General features: G+C 43.9%; 13 protein-coding genes. 7 read left to right on the forward strand and 6 right to left on the reverse strand.

The features are described 5' to 3' along the window. Nucleotides 1-3 precede the first annotated feature (3 nt). Nucleotides 4-1344 (forward strand): MFS transporter, encoded by a 1341-nt coding sequence (locus tag F0251_RS03780; protein ID WP_061032933.1) that lies wholly within the window; start codon nt 4-6, stop codon nt 1342-1344. A gap of 295 nt (nt 1345-1639) precedes the next feature. Beyond that, nucleotides 1640-2845 (forward strand): mannose-6-phosphate isomerase, class I, encoded by a 1206-nt coding sequence (gene manA / locus F0251_RS03785; RefSeq protein ID WP_171730354.1) that lies wholly within the window; start codon nt 1640-1642, stop codon nt 2843-2845. 113 nt (nt 2846-2958) lie between these two features. On the opposite strand, the gene F0251_RS03790 is transcribed toward manA, so the two are convergent. Beyond that, nucleotides 2959-5631 carry a hypothetical protein gene (locus F0251_RS03790; protein WP_171730355.1) on the reverse strand — a complete coding sequence of 891 codons (2673 nt, stop codon included), beginning with the start codon at nt 5629-5631 and terminating at the stop codon, nt 2959-2961. Nucleotides 5632-5990: 359 nt separating this feature from the next. Between F0251_RS03790 and F0251_RS03795 the strand changes: the two genes are divergently transcribed. Continuing rightward, entirely contained in the window at nt 5991-8906 is a 2916-nt protein-coding gene (locus F0251_RS03795; protein WP_171730356.1) for an alkaline phosphatase family protein, read from the forward strand. A 26-nt stretch (nt 8907-8932) separates the two neighbouring features. Here F0251_RS03795 and F0251_RS03800 read toward each other — a convergent pair whose 3' ends face one another. Together F0251_RS03800 and F0251_RS03805 are read right to left on the reverse strand one after the other, a co-directional pair. Next, nucleotides 8933-9400, reverse strand: coding sequence for an N-acetyltransferase (locus F0251_RS03800; protein ID WP_171730357.1), 468 nt, complete (start codon nt 9398-9400; stop codon nt 8933-8935). Nucleotides 9401-9510: 110 nt separating this feature from the next. Further along, on the reverse strand, nt 9511-10674 hold the full coding sequence (locus F0251_RS03805) for a DUF5666 domain-containing protein (RefSeq protein ID WP_171730358.1): 1164 nt from the start codon (nt 10672-10674) through the stop codon (nt 9511-9513). Nucleotides 10675-10778: 104 nt separating this feature from the next. Here F0251_RS03805 and F0251_RS03810 point away from each other — a divergent pair, with 104 nt between their 5' ends. Both F0251_RS03810 and F0251_RS03815 read left to right on the forward strand, forming a co-directional pair. Then, the gene (locus F0251_RS03810; RefSeq protein WP_061032939.1) at nt 10779-11447 is read left to right on the forward strand and encodes a response regulator transcription factor; all 669 of its coding nucleotides are present in this window, start codon (nt 10779-10781) and stop codon (nt 11445-11447) included. Continuing rightward, nucleotides 11419-12693 (forward strand): HAMP domain-containing sensor histidine kinase, encoded by a 1275-nt coding sequence (locus F0251_RS03815; protein ID WP_061032940.1) that lies wholly within the window; start codon nt 11419-11421, stop codon nt 12691-12693. The genes F0251_RS03810 and F0251_RS03815 overlap by 29 nt, the downstream gene beginning before the upstream one ends. A 54-nt stretch (nt 12694-12747) precedes the next feature. Here F0251_RS03815 and F0251_RS03820 read toward each other — a convergent pair whose 3' ends face one another. From F0251_RS03820 to F0251_RS03830, 3 genes are all read right to left on the reverse strand, one after another. Next, nucleotides 12748-13005 (reverse strand): YdcH family protein, encoded by a 258-nt coding sequence (locus tag F0251_RS03820; RefSeq protein ID WP_032498145.1) that lies wholly within the window; start codon nt 13003-13005, stop codon nt 12748-12750. Nucleotides 13006-13161: 156 nt separating this feature from the next. Beyond that, entirely contained in the window at nt 13162-14151 is a 990-nt protein-coding gene (locus F0251_RS03825; RefSeq protein ID WP_061032941.1) for a rhodanese-related sulfurtransferase, read from the reverse strand. Nucleotides 14152-14411: 260 nt separating this feature from the next. Then, nucleotides 14412-15560, reverse strand: coding sequence for a PLP-dependent aminotransferase family protein (locus F0251_RS03830; protein ID WP_171730359.1), 1149 nt, complete (start codon nt 15558-15560; stop codon nt 14412-14414). 115 nt (nt 15561-15675) lie between these two features. Between F0251_RS03830 and F0251_RS03835 the strand changes: the two genes are divergently transcribed. Further along, nucleotides 15676-16545 (forward strand): GyrI-like domain-containing protein, encoded by an 870-nt coding sequence (locus tag F0251_RS03835; protein ID WP_061032943.1) that lies wholly within the window; start codon nt 15676-15678, stop codon nt 16543-16545. Between the two features lie 210 nt (nt 16546-16755). Continuing rightward, entirely contained in the window at nt 16756-18093 is a 1338-nt protein-coding gene (locus F0251_RS03840; protein ID WP_171730360.1) for an MATE family efflux transporter, read from the forward strand. Nucleotides 18094-18235 lie beyond the last annotated feature (142 nt).

Raw genomic sequence — 18235 nt, forward strand, 5'->3', positions numbered from 1 at the left:
AATATGTTTGGATTTCTGCGCTCAACTACGTCAAAGAGTCATGCTCTAACCGATGATGAGGTTAATCAGAGTTATCGCTATTGGCGCCTTCATATTATGATAGGGATGTATGTCGGCTATGCGGGTTTTTACTTCACTCGTAAAACCTTTAATTACGCTGCGCCTGCCATGATCACAGACCTTGGTTTGGATAAAGGCGATATTGGCTTAATTGGTACGCTCTTTTATCTTTCTTATGGCTTGTCGAAATTTATCTCAGGCACAATATCGGATCGTTCAAACCCTCGTTACTTCATGGGGCTTGGCCTAATCGCGACTGGCTTGATTAATATTGCATTTGGCTTTTCTAGTTCGCTCGCGGCTTTCATCTCGCTTTGGGTGCTGAATGCATGGTTTCAAGGTTGGGGCTGGCCATCATGTTCTAAGTTACTGACGACCTGGTATTCCCGTTCTGAAAGAGGTTTTCGTTGGGCTATATGGAATACAGCACATAACGTTGGTGGAGCGCTTATCCCTATTCTTGTGGGTTATCTGACGCTGCAATTCAGTTGGCGAGCGGGTTTTATCTGGCCGGGTGTGATTGGTGTTTTTATCGGTCTTATCGTTTGCTGGCGTTTACGTGACAAGCCCACCACCATGGGGCTTCCGACGGTAGGTAAGTGGCGCAGTGATCATTTGGAGTTGGCGCAGGAGAGCCATGGACAAGGGCTAAGCTATCGAGAAATCCTGAAAACCTATGTGTTCAGCAATAAGTACATTTGGTTACTCGCCTTTAGCTATGTGTTGGTTTACATCGTAAGAACGGCAGTTAACGACTGGGGTAATTTATATCTCACCGAAGAACACAATTACAGTTTGATCAACGCCAACGCTGCCTTGTCTCTGTTTGAGATTGGCGGTTTCGTTGGTTCACTTGTTGCTGGATGGGGATCGGATAGGCTGTTTGGTGGTAACCGAGGTCCAATGAACATCCTGTTTGCGATTGGCATCTTCCTTTCGGTATCGGCTTTATGGCTTATGCCCTTAACCAACTTTGTGTTTCAAGCGGCTGGGCTATTTTGCGTTGGCTTTTTTGTTTTTGGCCCTCAAATGCTCATTGGTATGGCGGCGGCTGAATGTTCGCATAAAGATTCTGCCGGGGCGGCGACAGGCTTTGTTGGTTTGTTTGCTTACATGGGCGCGGCACTCTCTGGTTATCCATTGGCGCTCGTTCTAGAAACTTACGGCTGGAGTGGGTTCTTCATTACCATTTCAACTTGTGCTGCTGTTATTGGGCTGCTTCTACTGCCTTTCTTACAAGCACAATCTCCCCAGAAAAATGCAGAGGCTCGCTCTGGTTTTTAAGGGGCCTCTCGATAACAAGATAGCCACTAGTGTTTATATTAAGATGCTTGTATCGCTGCTGTAACCAGTGCGATACAAGCGGCTATCTTATTTCAGTGCTTTCTTGTCGTGACATTTAAATGTGACTCTTTTCACGCTTTTCATTTATCCCCCCTGTTTCTAAGAATTTTTCCTAACACGTCTAAGACCTCATCTCATGTGGGTTTTGGTCGCCTTCTGTAGCCTTTCTAATTTATTTACCTTATTAGAATTAGCTCTCTGAATTGTGTTCAAAGGGCTCATTACGGAAAGCGCCATGTCACTCAGCCATTTCTCAGAACACTCATTTTTCCCAATGGAAAACACCATCCAGAATTATGCATGGGGGAGTATTTCTTCGATACATGAACTGTTTGGCTTTAAGAATGAGTCACAAGAGCCGCAAGCGGAAGTTTGGATGGGAGCGCATCCGAAGGGCTGCTCAATGGTCAAGCTGGACCAACATTTGGTGCCGCTATCTGAGCTGATTAACAAGAATAAACCGGCTTATTTGTCTACTGATATTGCGCAGGAGTTCGGTGAACTGCCGTTTTTGTTTAAGATCTTAGCGGCAGAAAAAGCACTATCGGTTCAGGTCCATCCAAACAAGCGCCAAGCTGAAATTGGCTTTGCGAGAGAGGAACTGGCCAGCATTCCTCTGACTGCAGGGCACCGCAATTACAAAGACTCGAACCACAAACCTGAATTGGTCTACGCGATCACTGAATATCAAGCGATGAATGGCTTTCGTGAATTCAATGAAATATTAGGTTTGTTCAAAAAGTTGGATTCGAGCGAGCTGGCTGGTTTGGTTGAAGAGTTTGGCAACCAACTTGACTCTCACGGTTTAGAAGTGTTTTTTCGTGATCTGCTAACCTTGAATGACCAACGTAAACACCGCGCATTAGAACAACTTCTGACTTACGCAGTCGCTCACCAAGGTCAATCTGAGTTTGCTTTGGTTACTGAGCTTAGCCACCAGTACCCGAATGATATCGGTTTGTTTTGCGTTCTGCTGCTTAACTTGATCACACTACAGCCGGGTGAAGCGATGTATTTGAATGCAAACACTCCGCACGCATACATCAAGGGGACCGGGCTCGAGATCATGGCAAATTCAGACAACGTGTTACGCGCTGGTTTAACGCCAAAACACATTGATGTCCCTGAATTAGTCGCGTGCACAGAGTTTACGCCAATTTCGTTTGAACACTTGTTATTGGTGCCCTCCAAGCTAGGGCGATGTGATAGTTATGACATTCCTGTCAGTGATTTCAATTTCAATATCTTTCATAGCCCTCAGCAAGAAGAAGTCATCACAAGCGGCGCTGAAATCTTAATGGCAATCGATGATGATTTAACGTTAATGAGTCAGAAAGGTGAACACCTAACACTCACCAAAGGGCAATCGGTATTTATCCCAGCCTATATTGGTCATTATGAATTGAACAGTAAAGGACGAGTGGCTAGAGCGTTTAATTAAGGGAGGAGTCAGCTGGAAATGCTATCAAGTTTGGTAAATTAATAGGTTGTCTTAAAGATCTAATAAGAAAAAACAAGCCAATAAGATATTGGCTTGTTCATATTATTTATCGATTATTGAATAGAAGGTAAGCTTTTTGCCTCCATTACAATCGACATACCCCAAGATTGTTCTTCTTTAATAGACTTGATGGAGCCTCGGTTGGTAAGCCAGGTGGTTTGAGTATCAGTAGGTCCATAGTCTACGAACTGCGTCTTACTTGTTACTTTACATGCTACTAAATCACCTGCAGGTACTGTGATTTCTTCTTTACCTACATAGGTTTGTTGGTAGTCAAAAGTAGATAGATAGTAAGGTCGTCCGTTGATGATTTCATCCAGTGATGTTTCCATAGAAACGGTTCTCAACCCAGGATATTCTATTTCGATTGCCTCACCGCTCTCTTCGTCCCACCAATAATCGAACTGAGAGGTGAGTGGGGCGTTAGTTGACGTTCCAAAGTCTACCGTTTGATTGATGATCTTTTGGTTATCAGCAACCGCTAGTGGCAATACTGCTTTCGCTGAGCCCCAACCTAGTGAGTCATCAGAGTTAAAGCCTTCTTGACCTAGATAGTGATCTTCAGAGCTATATGAGAACTCATACCCGATTAAAATACCTTCCGAATCTTTAATGTCGATACGCGTTTTTTCTAGGCTACCTTCTAGGTCAGAAATCCAATTTGGAAGTCCAGTGACCAACGTAACGTTATTCAGCCAAGAGAAAGTATTCCCAAGATAGGTAAACTCATAAGTTAGATTTTCGGTAACAGGATCCTCTTCCCACATAGATGTGCGCTGTACATCATAAACCGTGACGTCATTGGCTACTGGTGCGAACCCGGCATCTGGTAGCGAGTCAAGACAAGCCTGCAGGTTCAGAGGATGTAGAGGTTGTGGTGTTAATGCGTTATCCAAAATGAACTGCTTAGTCGCTTCATCAAAGATATAGGCCTCACTATCAATCTCTTCGGTCTCTTTGTAGGTAATTCGTACAAACCCGTCGACAACAGATAGGTAAGCAGAGTTATCTTGTCTTTGATAGTTTGACCATGTGGTTTGCGAGTGGATGGATTCAGGAATTGTTACTTGGCGTACAACCTCGCCATTCAATGAGATATCTTTCCACGAACCAAGGTCTGCTAATCTCAAGAACTGAGAATTTTCTTCCCACGCTCTTGAATAATAAACAACGGTACCGTTAGACAGAAGTTGTGCGAACACTTCAGCATTTTCGAAGCCCGCCATCGGGATTAAGTCATCATGATTGTTAGATGCTGTTTCATGACGATCTGACTCATCTTCAGCTACGGTTGATGCTAAAGTTGCCAACCATGTATCGCTGCCATTCTTAAAGGCACTTATTCCGTTGCAAGAGTTATTGAGCGCTTCGTAACGATCTTCTTGACATCCATCCCATTTATAATAGTAATAAATGTCGTCGTAGACATTTTCCACTGACAATTTGTATGCCGTTGTGTTGTCTGGGAATTTTAATCCTACTGGCATAATTAGAGACCAAACGTTCTCACCATCGGTTTGGTCCATGATTGAGCGAACATTAAGACCACTGATATCCAACTGCTTAGCGCTAGCAATTTCATTAAAAATTGAGCTGTTCGACTCGAGAATGACACTACCATCTTTATTTGGCTTGATGCTAGTTAAGGTGTCATTACTTGTTTCCCAGCCGCTTTGACCCAAAACCATGTCATTAGCGTCAGGACTGCTTTTAACTTCAACAAACTGTTCTACAAAATAGTCATAAATGAAACTGGTTTCGGTGACAGAGTTATCGGAATCCGCTTTTAGTGTTCCATAGGCGACCATCAAGTCTTTGCCAGTGTCATTCTCACCGCCAAACCAATTGATGCCATCCGTTTTAATTAGCTTCGCAAGGTCGGCTTGCTTAGATTCTTTATTTGCTTCGTTTTCTTTAATTTTATCTTCAAGGTTAGAGTCATCAATGGCGATGTGGTCGCGATTAATACTGCCAGCAATGTCGCTCGGGTTGAAGTTTTCTCCCGCGGCTTCAATATTTTTGACGACTTCATCTAGGACTCGAGTCACTTCTTCATTGATCAACGCTGTGAGCGCTTCTACAGAAATACCAGCACTCGCTGCGGTTTCTGATAGTGCGTCAGTATTCTCTGCCATGACCGATGCGGTGACTTGAGCAACGCGGTGTAGGTTCTCAAAAGCTGCTTTTTGTGAGTCTGCTAGCTTGTCGTTATTTTTGGCCTCAATGTAATCTTGAGTTAAGTCGAGCGTTGTACCTAACTTCTCTTGAATAGTTGCTTTGGCCTCATCTAATGATGCGCCACTTTCAATTTCATTTTGTATAAGTGTGGTTAACGGGCTAATAAACTCTGATTGTGGCGGAGCCGTTAAGCGGTAACTTTTGTTCAACACAACACCAGGGTTATCAGTGTCGATGGTTTGTCCTGCTACAACTTCAATCAACAGAGTGCTCTGTTCTAGTTGCTCTTGAGTTAAGTTCTCAATGGTAAATTCACCATTGTCGCCGGTTACTGCATTTGGCTCATCCTTATCACACACTTTATTGCTGTTTAGATCCAAGCATGCATTAGCACCTACCAGATAGCCATCTGCGGCTTTGGCGGTAAGAGATGCTGTTGTTGCCGTTGAACCACCCGTATTAGTTGTGGAGCTATCCGAACTGTCGCTACCACATCCTGCTATCCCTATGGCTATTGCCACTGCTAACAGTGAACGTTGACCATTCATGTTAGTTCTCCTTTATTAAGTTATTGATAAAAGTCTTTGACTCAGGAATCAATTGGCGGAATGTCATTGATAAATATGACTATTTATAAATCGAGTGCCATTGATGTGGAATGTATCAAATAGGGATTGCGCGGAAACCGCAGGAGTTTTTATTCTAGAGTCGCATCAAATTTGTATATTTTTATATGCGAGTCATGTCTCTAGTGAATGATTGGTGTTTGTAATTGATATTATTACCAGTTAATGGGTACTAGCTCAGGGGGAACTGATGATATGCGGTATTGGGCATATTTGAGTTATTAAAGTAAACTGGAACAATAAGTTACATTTATAAAAACACATTAAACTAAGGATATTTGATGAGTTTCTATTCCCAAAGTCGTGGCCGTGCCTTTTTATTTAGCACTCTTTCGTTAGCGGTTGTATCAACGCCTAGTGTTGCCGATATGTCGACAACGCCTGTCATTGGTGGCGTATTCAGTTCAAGTGAGGTTTTGAAAAATCAGGTGCTTTCAAGCCTGAGTTACTCGGCCACACTAACTCGCGATGCAGCGATCTTTACGATCGCGGGCGTAACGCTAGATGCGTACATTCTCGCACTGCCTTTAGATGCTAAAACGAAAGCGCGGGTGATCGCTCAGTTGTCTAACCCGACTTACTCCATTCCTTTGGGCTACTTTCTCTATAGTTACTACGATCGCTATTCGGGCTTGGGTAGTGAAGATGTATTTAAAGCATACCTATCGACAATCTACGATGATGAGGTATTAAGAGGTTTTGAACATAGCCTCTACTATGTGGGTGCTGCGCCTGATTCTGATTACAAAGAGCCTGATACGTCCACAGAAGCAACCGGACATCATGAGGGCATTCGAATCGACGAACACTTCATTGCGAACATGGTTGTGATCTACGATGCGCTGTTTGAGATTGGCGTTTGGCAAGATATGGACACATTGCCAGAGAGCTACACCTATTTAACTAACAGTCCTGAAGATTTAGCAATCATTAATCAGATTCAACCGATTATTGTCGAATTAATTGCTCAGGCAGCGTCGGGAATGGAAGAGGGTGACATGAAATCGGCAATGCTCGCAATTGCCGAGGATGGTAAGCCGGAAAATGCCGATAAGTCGAATAACAAAGCACAAGCTCTTACTATCACGCTTATTGATTTTGTTCGCTTGAACTTACTCAAAGCCTACCGACAATTTGTTTATAAAGATGAGCGAGCTGAAGCGCTTGATGATTGGATGCAGCAAGCTTTTGATGAGCAGCCTGACTCTCTAATCCAGTTTTTGGAATCCCAACAGAATAAACGTTTTGCTGTGCAAGTGACGGTAGATGGCTTACAGCAAGGGTTGATTGAGGGTTTAGTTGATGAAAATGCCCCTTTTATTTCGGTTGCTTATCACAATCATAAACAACGTAGTCAATATAAGCCGAGGTTCGAAAGTGTTATTGAGCCAGGTCATCAGCAACAAGTGAGGTTCATGGAAGTTCTATCTGAACAAACCTACCGTGATCCACATTATCTGCCTTTCTTTAAAAAGCTTTATCAAGATCATCGAGACAACATTAGCCGCGTCGGTATCTCGTCGACTCCAACCATCAGCGTGCGTAACCTGCCTATCATCAAAACGGGCGCTAAGGTTTCTGGTGAAGGTGGTACAGGTGTGCCTAACTTCCACTTTGTCGACAGGGATATCGACCGAGCTTATTACTTCTTTGGGAATGATGCTCTACAGCTTGATGTACTAATGGCAGACAACAAGGTACAGACGATGTTTGATCGTCTCGAATACCTTAAAACTCTGAATTGTAATGCTCAATACGATTGGAATGCGCATACAAGTTATGATGGTCTGGTGAACTTAGGCTTAGGGGAGTCATTACGCGATTACGGTGAGAAACGTTGTGTAAAAGAGCTTCAGGCACGCTCTGAAGTTGAAGTCGCTTTACGAGAGAAAAGAACGGCTTTGATAGAAGACATCGAGGCCTACCAGTCTATCTCTAGCTTTGACTTGTTCACCAAGCTCTCTAAAAAAGCGCTAGTTAAACAGTCGATCACTCAGTTGGCGGAGCTTGATGGCAACGGGATGCCAGATTACACCTTGGTGTATAACCCGTGGCCCGATCATTTCGCCCATTTTACAGGGCCTTTTAGTGATGAGATTTTGATGCCAACCGGTGAGTTAAATCGCTTGGATTATTGGATTCGTCAAATTGAGGCGACTTACCAAAGCGCAGGTGTCTACGATAGAACGTTGTGGGGAATGGCAGGGGATCACGGGTTAACACCTGTGTTCTATTCATTGAATCCTGAGAAGCAAGTTTTTGATGGGTTACAAACAGAGCTTGATTACCCAATTGTGGTGAAGAAAATTTCTTCAGATGAAGGTGAGGGGCCTAAAATAACGAATGCGTTGAATTATCCAAGCTCTAAACATGTTGATGTCGTGGTTGCCTCGACCGCGGGTGGCAACTTTATGATGGATTTCTTTAACTCAAAGCAGGGTTGGACTGTACAGCCTGTTTATCAAGAGTTGGTACAGTGGGCGCCCATTGCAGCAAACAAAGGTGACAGCATTAATGTTATTAACGAGATAGCAAAACGCTTACCTGAGAGTCTCGATTATATGGTGGTGAGAGAGAGTGCCTGTGACGAGCGAGCTTGTTCTGTTCGAGTGATCGGCAACCGCGATCTTAAGCGCGTTGACGAGTTGATCACTCGACACGGTGACAAACTATTTTATGAGTCATTAATGGGAAATCAGGCACCTACTTTACTGAATATACAAACGTTAAACCCATACCTTGCATCACCGAGTAAAGCTGACTTTTCTGTTTACTCTCGGCTAGTGGAAAAGTGCATTAACCGTTCAGTTAAAGAAGATGATTCAACGTGGTGTAGTCGCAGTGAGTGGACGGATTTAACCCAATTGACTCCTCGACCTGATTCGGTCAATCAACTGGCTAACATTTATCTTGAGGATAGAGCCGGTACCATTAATTTGTTCCCTAAAGCGGGAATTGGTTACAACACAATAGTGCCGGGGCGTCACGCTGGTGAAGACTATTTAGAGAAAGATGCATTTATCGGATTCTGGGGCTCCCCAATTGGTGAGAACTCATTACCATTAAAGATCGAAGCCAATGGTTCGTTAGCACCGACTCTCTATGAGTACTTGACCGGAGAACCCGTAGTAGCAGGCGAGAATGGTTGGGGATTCCCTTCATTGTTGAATAAGTTGGATATTACTTCAGCTCGTTAATGTTTTATTCTCTCCCTAATGGCTCATTAATGGTTATTTAGGGAGAGAGCCATTCCGACAAAATCCTCATCACTATCATCAACAACTTTATAGCCAAGCGCCTGATAAAATCTGATGGCGCGAGCGTTACTCCTAAAGCTAGAGAGGGTGACTTGATTTCGTTGCTCTCGAAGGGCTTTGGTGTGGATGAGTGACATTACTTTTTTACCGAGCATTTTGTCTTGGTATTGAGGGTCAATGATCAGAAGGTGGATATGATATGCGTTGTCATAAGGTTTGAAGCAGGTAAGCCCGACCTTTTGAGAGTCTCTATACACCCAATGAAACCAAGAGCGGTGGTAGTCGTTTGAGAGACGGTTACGTTGAAACTCGTCATCCCAGCCAAATACATTGTCGACGTGTTCGAAGATACCTTGCTTAACGCAATCAAACAGGTCGCCAAACTCGGAGCTTAAGACGGTTTCTAATCTAAGTTCTCCGCATTTGCTTGTCATTCTTTCTATTTCCTTACCCTGAATCTTGGATAAGCAAACCATACCATAAGCGGCTGATAGATATACTAAATGAAAAGCCACGTAGATACGTGGCTTGTAAAGTCATGATATTAGTCGTTGTCTTCAGCTTCGATCTCGATTGCAATGTACTGACTGCTGACCTTGTAGGCCTCGACTTCAATAAGCCCTCCAATAGTAAGGTTCTCAAAAGTTAGGCCATCTTCAAATTGAGTGTTTTTGTTTACATGAATAATCTTATTACCATGTAGCGATGTCATTTCAAAGTTCTTGCCTTCTAGGTTGATATCTTGCACTGTGCCTTCAAAATCAACGTCATTATCATTCCAATCTTGTGAATCATCGTCGTGTTCAAATTCAATTTCGGTTGCCACGTTGTCGCCTTTAGCTTTTTTCGTTGTAACTTCAACTTCTGCACCAACAGTTAAGTTTGACTTGTTGCCATCCTCGTAACGAGTGCTGTCATTGACAAGAAAGCGACCTTTATAGCTCAAATCAAATGATGATTGGTCGTTCGCTACCCAAGTGATGATACCTTCGATTTCTGTGTTATTGCTCACTTCGTTAAAGTCTTCGATTTCCACTTCATTGGCCGTTAGTACCGAACCTGTCATTACACCTGTTACTTCAACCCAAAGCCCATCGGCTAACTCTGATTCGTCAATACTATCGAGGGTATACTCGACATTGAGAGCCCCACCCAAATTGAATGTTAGTGTGTTTAGGTTCAGGTTAGTAATCAACCCCTCAACCTCAACCGTTTGGTATTTATCTGACGGTTCAAATTTCACTACCGACAGTACTTTGTAACCTGCGTTAGCGGCCGGTAGAGAAGACACCATCACCCAATCGCCATCTTCAATCTCAGTCGAAAGCGCTGAGAAAGTTAGAGGTATGCCGTTGACTTCAAATGTACCATTTACGTGGTTGGTATTTGCAATCAGACCTACGATAGTCGGTTCAAGACCAACTTGGGTTCCACTAGCATGAGTGGACGCGCTGCGAGCGTTAGAGGAGATGGAAACCATCATGTTCTTTTCTAGGTCAGCAATCGCGACTTCTTCGCCTGCGTAGTTCGCGCTGCCTACTTTATAGCTATAACCATTAACAACAATGGTATCGCCTGAAACAGAGTCGATCGTGCCTTGGATAGATGAAGGTGTTTGAGCTTCGTTTGTGTTGCTGCTGTCACTACTGCCGCCACCGCAACCAGCTAGGACTAAACTAATCGCTGTAATTAACGCTAACTTTCTCATTTTTATACTCTTTAATAGAATTAATTTAAGTTTATTTGTTTTAATTAGGCGCTATCTTATAGACTCGAACGTGAAGCACTCGTGAAGAAAGGTGAAATAAATCGATGAAAGTTTTGATTGTTGACGATAACCATAGTGTCTCTGAAACCATTGCTGATTACCTCGAGCTAGAAGGTATTGGTATTGACTGCGCATATCATGGTGAAGCGGCATTGAAGCTGGTGGCGGAGAATCATTACGATGTCATTATTATGGATATCATGATGCCAAAATTAGATGGCATTTCGGCGGTCAGAAAGCTGCGACAAGAGCAAGCATGTCGTACTCCTATTCTGTTTCTGACAGCAAAAGAGCAGCTGGACGATAAAATTGCAGCATTCCAAGCGGGTGGTGATGACTACTTGTTAAAACCTTTCGCGATGCAAGAATTGAGTTTACGACTGCACGCATTGGCAAGCCGTGGTCCTAGGCTAGATGTTGGTAAGGTGCGCTTTGCCGATATCACGATGGACTCTCAAACCGATGAAGTGTTCCGTGGTGAGAACCCGATTAAGCTAAGTCGTATTCAACTGAAAATATTGAAAGTGCTTATTCGACATGCCCCAGCAATAGTGTCGCGCAGAGAAGTGATTGACTCAGTTTGGGGAGACGAATCTCCATCGAGTGATGCATTAAGAAGCCACATTTATGGTTTACGAAATGCTCTTGATAAGGGTTTTGAGCATTCAAGATTAGAGACGATTCATGGACAAGGTTACCGACTTAAAGCGTAAAAGATCAGTCAAAGAAAGCACGTACCCAAGTATCTACAAGAAAATTCGTAGAAGCTTTGGGATCATGACACTTGTTATGTTCAGTATGTTCTGGACAGCGATTTATTTGGCCGAAAACCAGATGGAAGTCATTAGCTTACACCACTGGTTAGATACCGAAGCGAGCCGCTATACCGCAGAGTATGAGTTATATGGTGAAGATACCTTATTGCCCAATCCGAATGAGTTCTCCACCTATTGGAGCGAGAACGAATTACCCCGTTGGTTAAGTTACTATAAAACACCAGGCTTCTATGAATACCTTCTGGGGGCGGAGGACAAACATTTCATCGTTTTGAAGCATCCTTCGGGCAAGGGGATGATGTACATCGTCTTTCAAGATGATGCAGATGATTACCTAGATAACTACGAGTGGAGCCTCCACTATTACACCATGCTGTTGGGGGGCTTTATTTCCTTGGCTATGGTTTTTTATAGTGTTTATGTCGTGCGTTCATTGTCACGTCCACTGAATCAGATAGAGCAAAAAATCAGTTTAATGCAGCCCGACCAGCCCTCTTTTGAGGTGACAACTGGTTACGCGGAAACCCGTCATATCGAGCAAACTCTACTCGATTCTAAAAACGATATATCGGGCTACTTTCAGCGAGAAGAGGAGTTTAGTCGCTTTGCCGCTCATGAACTTCGTACGCCAATCATGGTAATTCAAGGTTCTGCAGATTTACTCGCCAAAGTCGACAACCAGCCTCCTGTGGCGTTGAAAGCTATCAATCGAGTTCAAGAAGCCAGTGAACAAATGCGTGTTTTGACTGAGATGTTTTTGCTGCTTGGGAAAGAAAGTGTCGATGAACACCGCTTCTCTGAGCATGATTTAGAAACCATGGTCCGACAGCAACTGAAAGAGTTGGCAATTTTGTTTGCCAAACAGGATGCGAGCTACCGCCTTAACGTTTCAAGATCAGCTACCGTGTATGCGCCTGAAAGCTTCATCACCGTGGTCATGAACAACTTAATCAAGAATGCATTTAGCTACAGTATCGGCGACATTGATATTCAATTGATTGAGAAAGAGTTGGTGATCGTCAATAGGCATGATGGTAACGAAACCTATAACGCAGGCTACGGCTGTGGTCTGATTATTGTTCAGCGTATTTGTGAGCGTATGAATTGGCATTTTGAAACCCGAGATGATGGCGAGAGGTTTCATACCTATTTGAATTTTTCTGATGGGAATAAGGTAACTTAACGTTTAGCTAATCACTTAGTGTGACGATTGCGGCCACACTAAGTGTTTGTATGGCTACACCATTTTTAGGGCGTGATGTCGAGTGAGTTGCTTGTGAAGCGAGTCTTTGAGCTCCATGCGTTCTACTTTTAGGTTGTGCATGCTGTCGTCATCAATTGGACTACCCGAGATCTCAAGCTGACGGATGTCGTAGTCGAGTTGATGGTATTTCTGCATGTCCGCTTTGAAGGTTTCGTCGTCGTGGTTGAGTTGAACAATGTCTAATTTTAGCTCTGGGAAATCTAAGATAAAGGCATGGTTTTCATTGAGCATTGGCACTTCCTCTTTCATCAAATTAACTTCAGTATAGAACCTATTTTTGAAGATAAATGTGTCCCTAAACACAAAGCGAGAGTAGCATCAAAAAAGGGCACTAACCTTCCATTGTGGATACGTTAATGCCCTTTGTTGTTTCAGCAGAATCAAATATTACTGAGCTTTCTTACCAGAACGTTGTTGCTCTTTGTGTGCCAGTTTTTCTTTTTTGCGCTGTTCGATCAGGTGAGCAGCATCGCCACCTACATGGGTTTCACCACGCGCATTTGATAGCTGTACTTGCTTTTCACGTTCACGGAAACGCGCTTTCTGCTCCTCAGAGTGCTTATCAAAACACTTAGGACAGCTTACGCCTTTCTCGAAATGCTCAGAGGCTTTGTCTTCTTCTGTGATTGGTAGACGACAAGCGTTACATACATCGTAGCCACTCTTTTCTAGCTGGTGGTTAACGGCAACACGACCATCAAACACGTAGCAATCGCCTTCCCACATGCTCTCTTCTTCTGGTACTTCTTCTAGGTACTTTAGAATGCCGCCTTCAAGGTGGTAAACCTCTTCAAAGCCTTGTTCTTTCATGTAGGCCGTTGATTTTTCACAACGAATACCACCAGTACAGAACATCGCGACTTTCTTGTGCTTCTTCGGGTCTAGGTTATCTTCAACGTATTGAGGGAATTCACGGAAAGTTTCCGTATTCGGGTTTACTGCGTTTTTGAATGTGCCGATATCTACTTCGTAGTCGTTACGAGTATCAACCAAGATCACATCTGGATCTGAGATAAGGTCATTCCATTCGTTTGGCTTAACGTAAGTACCAACAACATGGCGAGGGTCGATGCCTTCAACACCCATGGTTACGATCTCTTTCTTAAGCTTTACCTTGGTGCGGTTGAATGGTTGTTCGTCGTTGAACGACTCTTTGTAAACAACATCCGCTAAGCGAGTGTCTTGCTTGAACCATTGAAGAAGAGCGTCGATAGATTCGCGCTTACCAGCAACGGTACCATTGATACCTTCACTTGCGAGTAACAAAGTACCGCGAATGTTATTGGCTTCTAGAAGTTCAGTTAGCGGTAGGCGAATTTCTTGGTAATCATCAAGTGCTACGAATTTATACAGAGCACATACAACATATTGAGACATGGTTTTTCCTTTCTGCGAGCTGGAACGTAAATCCAGAGCGGTTGCCTATTCTGATCATAGCTGGACATTGAAGCCTAGCTCGTCATGATGGCTTATTAAAATCCGCCGCAGTATAACTAAGGCGATGTAGGACAAAAACCAACCAAGTGTAGGGCTATTTATCACCTGTTTTATTGTGGATTTACGGTTTGAGGAACGAAAAAGCCCTGCTGTACAAATACAGCAGGGCTTGTGTTGAATCTGTCTTACTTAATTAGCGACTACGCTTGGTTAAGTACTTCCGCTAAGCGCTTCACTGCTTCAGTCAGCTCTTCTGGATTAGCGTTAGTGAAGTTCAAGCGCAGTGCGGCTTTTGCTCCATCTGGCTTTGGATAGAATACTGGACTTGGTACAACGGCTACACCATTTGAAAGTAGGGTCTTAGCCAATTCAAAAGTATCGCACTCTGGAATCTCAACCCAAATGAACATCCCGCCGTCGACCGCTTTCAATACACAGTCAGCAGGCAGTTGTTTTTCTAGTTCTGAAAACAGCACTTCATAGCGAGACTTGTACAGTGAACGAATGCTTTCCATGTGTACGTTGAAGTCTTGGTGTTTTAGAAGGCCAAGCAGTAAGGCTTGCATAGGAACGCTTGAGTGTAAATCTGCGCCTTGCTTCACCTTGATCAGTGGCTCAAGGTAGCTGCGCTTGCCTGTTACCGCACCGATACGTAAACCCGGTGATGCAATCTTAGAGAATGAACGAAGAACGATAGAGTTATCAGGGCAGAAAGACGAAACCAACGGCAGCTCTGTGCCTGTGAAACGTAGCTCTCGGTATGGTGCATCTTCAATGAACGCGACGTTGTATTTGATACACAGCTCTGCCACTTTTTGGCGAGTCTCTGTTGTCCAACATACGCCCGTTGGGTTATGGAAATCTGGCACCGCGTAGAACATCTTTGGCGATTGCTCGGCAAAGCACGTTTCTAGTTCATCTAGGTTAGGGCCAAATTCGGTTTGAGACACAGTCACAATGTTTGCTTGAACCAAGCCAAACACTTGCATCGCACCTAAGTAGCTCGGCGCTTCCATCACAACTACATCATTGGGATCAACATATGCACGAGCAATCAAATCTAGACCTTGCTGAGAGCCTGTACAGATCATCGCAGTGTGAGTTTCTGGCAAGTGGTAGCTTTGCGTTAGATGGTCAAGCAATGGGACGTAACCAGCCGTAGAGCCGTATTGGAAAACTTCAGGCATGTTCGCTAGATTTTCTAGCGTTGGCTTCATTAAATCGATTGGGAATGTTTTCTCATCCGGCAGACCACCGGCCAGTGAGATGACGTTTGGATCGCTTGCTGCAGCGAGGATCTCTCGAATATATGAAGATTGAATTTGTTGTAATGACTGTGCGATTTCCATGTGTTGTGTCTCGTCGTTTTCCGTTTTTATTCTATCGCTTGATATTACACGGCAATTGTAAAAACTAGCGTGTCCATTTATGCTCTTAAACATGTCCATTTATGCTATTTAAACGATGTCACGTCAACATATATCTCGAATCAATGATGTTCTGTTCCATATTCATCAAGACATCAGTCAGCCGTTGTCTGCCAAAGCGCTATCTGAGATTGCGGCTTACTCAGAGCAACATTTTCATCGCACGTTCAAAAGTGTGGTGGGGGAGTCGTTACATCAATACATTCGACGTACCCGAATGGAGTATGCCGCTAATCAGTTGATGTTCGATACCCGCTCGTCGGTGGTTGAGATAGCCAATAAATGTGGTTTCAGTTCGGTGTCTTCGTTTAGCCGGGCTTTTAAAGCGACCTTTAATATGTCTCCGGGCGAGTGGCGCAAGCACGATTTGCAGATCGCCGAAAAGCCTTATTTGAAAGATCCTGAAGTGGCGGCTGGTTATCAAAATGTCGCACAGCGCAAGCTACCCGAACCCAAAATAGTGGAAACACCTGAACGCATGGCAGCCTATGTTCGACACACTGGCTATAACCGTTCTATTCGCAATGCGTGGTTGATATTGAAAGCGTGGGCGAATTCAGAACAGCGTGATTTTTCGACCCAGTTTGGTTTGCACCATTCAAACCCTGCTTGGGTCGAAATGGACCAGTGTCGCTATGTGGCGTGTATCGCGATCAGTGAACCGATTAAGTACCGTTGCGTGGTTAATCAGATGGTGATTCCCGGTGGTTTGCATGCCGTGTTTCGACTCAATGGCCGTTATGGAGAGTTGCTACCACAGATCAGTATGGTATTAGAAAAATGGTTACCTACATCAGGTTTCAAGCAGCGTTCAACTCCCGCCTATGTGCATTATCATCAGAATCATTTCCTTAATAGTGATGAAGTGTTTGAACTTGATTTCTATCTTCCCGTGAGTTTTTACTAATCGATGGTTGTGCTGTTTTGTTGAACCAGACTTTGCTCTTTTGTTGGGACAAATTAGCACGACCAATAGCTGCCAACGATTCTATGCAGGTAGACGAAGATAGACACGCTTTGTTGATAATGTACTCCATTAAAAGATGACAACGTACGGATTAAACGATAGCATCACCTTCTTATTGCAAATAGTTCTTAATATCACCTGCTAGTAAACATGACTATTACTCACAAAGATTATCTGAAAATCGCTTTCCCTTTCATTATCTCTACGGTTACTCAGCCTCTGCTCGGTGCCGTGGATACTGCTGTGATTGGGCAACTTGGTATTGCTGAACTGATAGGTGGGGTCGCGATTGGCACCATCATCATGAATACCATGTATTGGTTGTTTGGTTTCTTTCGTGTCAGCACCACTGGGCAAAGTGCAATGGCGTTAGGCAAGGGAGAACGCTCGGAACTGGCAGGCAGCTTGATGCGCCCATTCGTGTTGTCTGGTTTGGTGGGGTTGATCTTTATCTTGATACAACCCCTGATCTGGCAAGGTGCGATGTGGGTGATAGAGCCTGAAGCTAACGTGGCTGATCAAGCGCACATCTACTTCAGTATTTTGATTTATGGCGCACCTTTTGTGCTACTCAACTACACCATTATTGGATGGTTGATGGGGCAGGCGAAAGCCAAAGAAGTCCTTTATACACAAGTGTTTGGCAACGTGCTGAACATTGTATTAGACGCGGTGTTTGTCCTGTATTTCGACTTAGGTGTTGCGGGTGTGGCATACGCAAGTTTGATTGCCCAAATCACCACCTTTGCGATTGGTATGACGCTGGTTATGAAGACCAGCAACATCTCGGTCTCTGAGTTCCTACAAGGCTCGAAGATGACCAAGAAAGACCTGTCGACAATCATCTCTTCGAATACTGACCTACTGTTACGTACAATTTGTATCTTAGTGTTCTTCAATATGATGGCACGTACCGGTTCTAAACTGGGTACCGATGTTCTTGCCGCTAATGCAATTTTGATGCAGGTAACTTTCATTGTTAGTTACATGTTTGATGGTATTGCTAACGCATCGAGTGTATTTGCGGGTAAAGCGGTGGGGCAGAAAAATGCGTCGGTGTTGGATCGTGTGCTAAGGCTTAACTTCCAATGGACCGCAGGTTTCATTGCTGCGCTGACGCTTTTAACTTTGATTTTCAAAGACATGATTGTTTTCTTGTTTACCGATATTCCAGCGCTGGTTGCCTTGTATCAAGAGATGGCCCCGTGGCTGATTGTGTTCCCGCTGGTGGCAGGCTTTGGCTTAACGGTTTACGGCATTTTTACTGGAACAGGAACCACACGTCCGGTTCGAGACTCTAGCATCGCGACTTTGTTGGTGTTCTTGGTTGTCCAAGCACTAGCTGTTGGTGCATGGGGTAATCATGGTTTGTGGCTAGCGTTTACTCTGTTCTACCTTGGGCGTATTGCCTTCCTGTACCCGTTCATCACTCAGGTTAAACAGAAGTGTTACCCGGCAAAAGAGGGTCTTAATGGGGCGACGAATTAACTCTATCTAAAGTCACTTCTAAAACTTTATGAAAGCGCTTGTTTATCTTTACACAGTAAATTTAGACGGCGCTTTTTTGTATCCGATGAATAGTTAAAATCGGTCAATCAAACAGCAAAAAACTGCGATACAGTTCAATGTT

Origin of the sequence: Vibrio sp. 070316B (genome assembly GCF_013114115.1) — a bacterium.
In the GTDB taxonomy this organism is placed as follows: domain Bacteria; phylum Pseudomonadota; class Gammaproteobacteria; order Enterobacterales; family Vibrionaceae; genus Vibrio; species Vibrio chagasii_B.

Coding starts and splice junctions, on each gene's coding strand:
- F0251_RS03805 (WP_171730358.1), bottom strand. CDS start 10,674: ATGAGAAAGTTAGCGTTAATTACAGCGATTAGTTTAGTCCTAGCTGGT.
- F0251_RS03840 (WP_171730360.1), top strand. CDS start 16,756: ATGACTATTACTCACAAAGATTATCTGAAAATCGCTTTCCCTTTCATT.
- F0251_RS03835 (WP_061032943.1), top strand. CDS start 15,676: ATGTCACGTCAACATATATCTCGAATCAATGATGTTCTGTTCCATATT.
- manA (WP_171730354.1), top strand. CDS start 1,640: ATGTCACTCAGCCATTTCTCAGAACACTCATTTTTCCCAATGGAAAAC.
- F0251_RS03800 (WP_171730357.1), bottom strand. CDS start 9,400: ATGACAAGCAAATGCGGAGAACTTAGATTAGAAACCGTCTTAAGCTCC.
- F0251_RS03780 (WP_061032933.1), top strand. CDS start 4: ATGTTTGGATTTCTGCGCTCAACTACGTCAAAGAGTCATGCTCTAACC.
- F0251_RS03830 (WP_171730359.1), bottom strand. CDS start 15,560: ATGGAAATCGCACAGTCATTACAACAAATTCAATCTTCATATATTCGA.
- F0251_RS03815 (WP_061032940.1), top strand. CDS start 11,419: ATGGACAAGGTTACCGACTTAAAGCGTAAAAGATCAGTCAAAGAAAGC.
- F0251_RS03790 (WP_171730355.1), bottom strand. CDS start 5,631: ATGAATGGTCAACGTTCACTGTTAGCAGTGGCAATAGCCATAGGGATA.
- F0251_RS03810 (WP_061032939.1), top strand. CDS start 10,779: ATGAAAGTTTTGATTGTTGACGATAACCATAGTGTCTCTGAAACCATT.
- F0251_RS03825 (WP_061032941.1), bottom strand. CDS start 14,151: ATGTCTCAATATGTTGTATGTGCTCTGTATAAATTCGTAGCACTTGAT.
- F0251_RS03795 (WP_171730356.1), top strand. CDS start 5,991: ATGAGTTTCTATTCCCAAAGTCGTGGCCGTGCCTTTTTATTTAGCACT.
- F0251_RS03820 (WP_032498145.1), bottom strand. CDS start 13,005: ATGCTCAATGAAAACCATGCCTTTATCTTAGATTTCCCAGAGCTAAAA.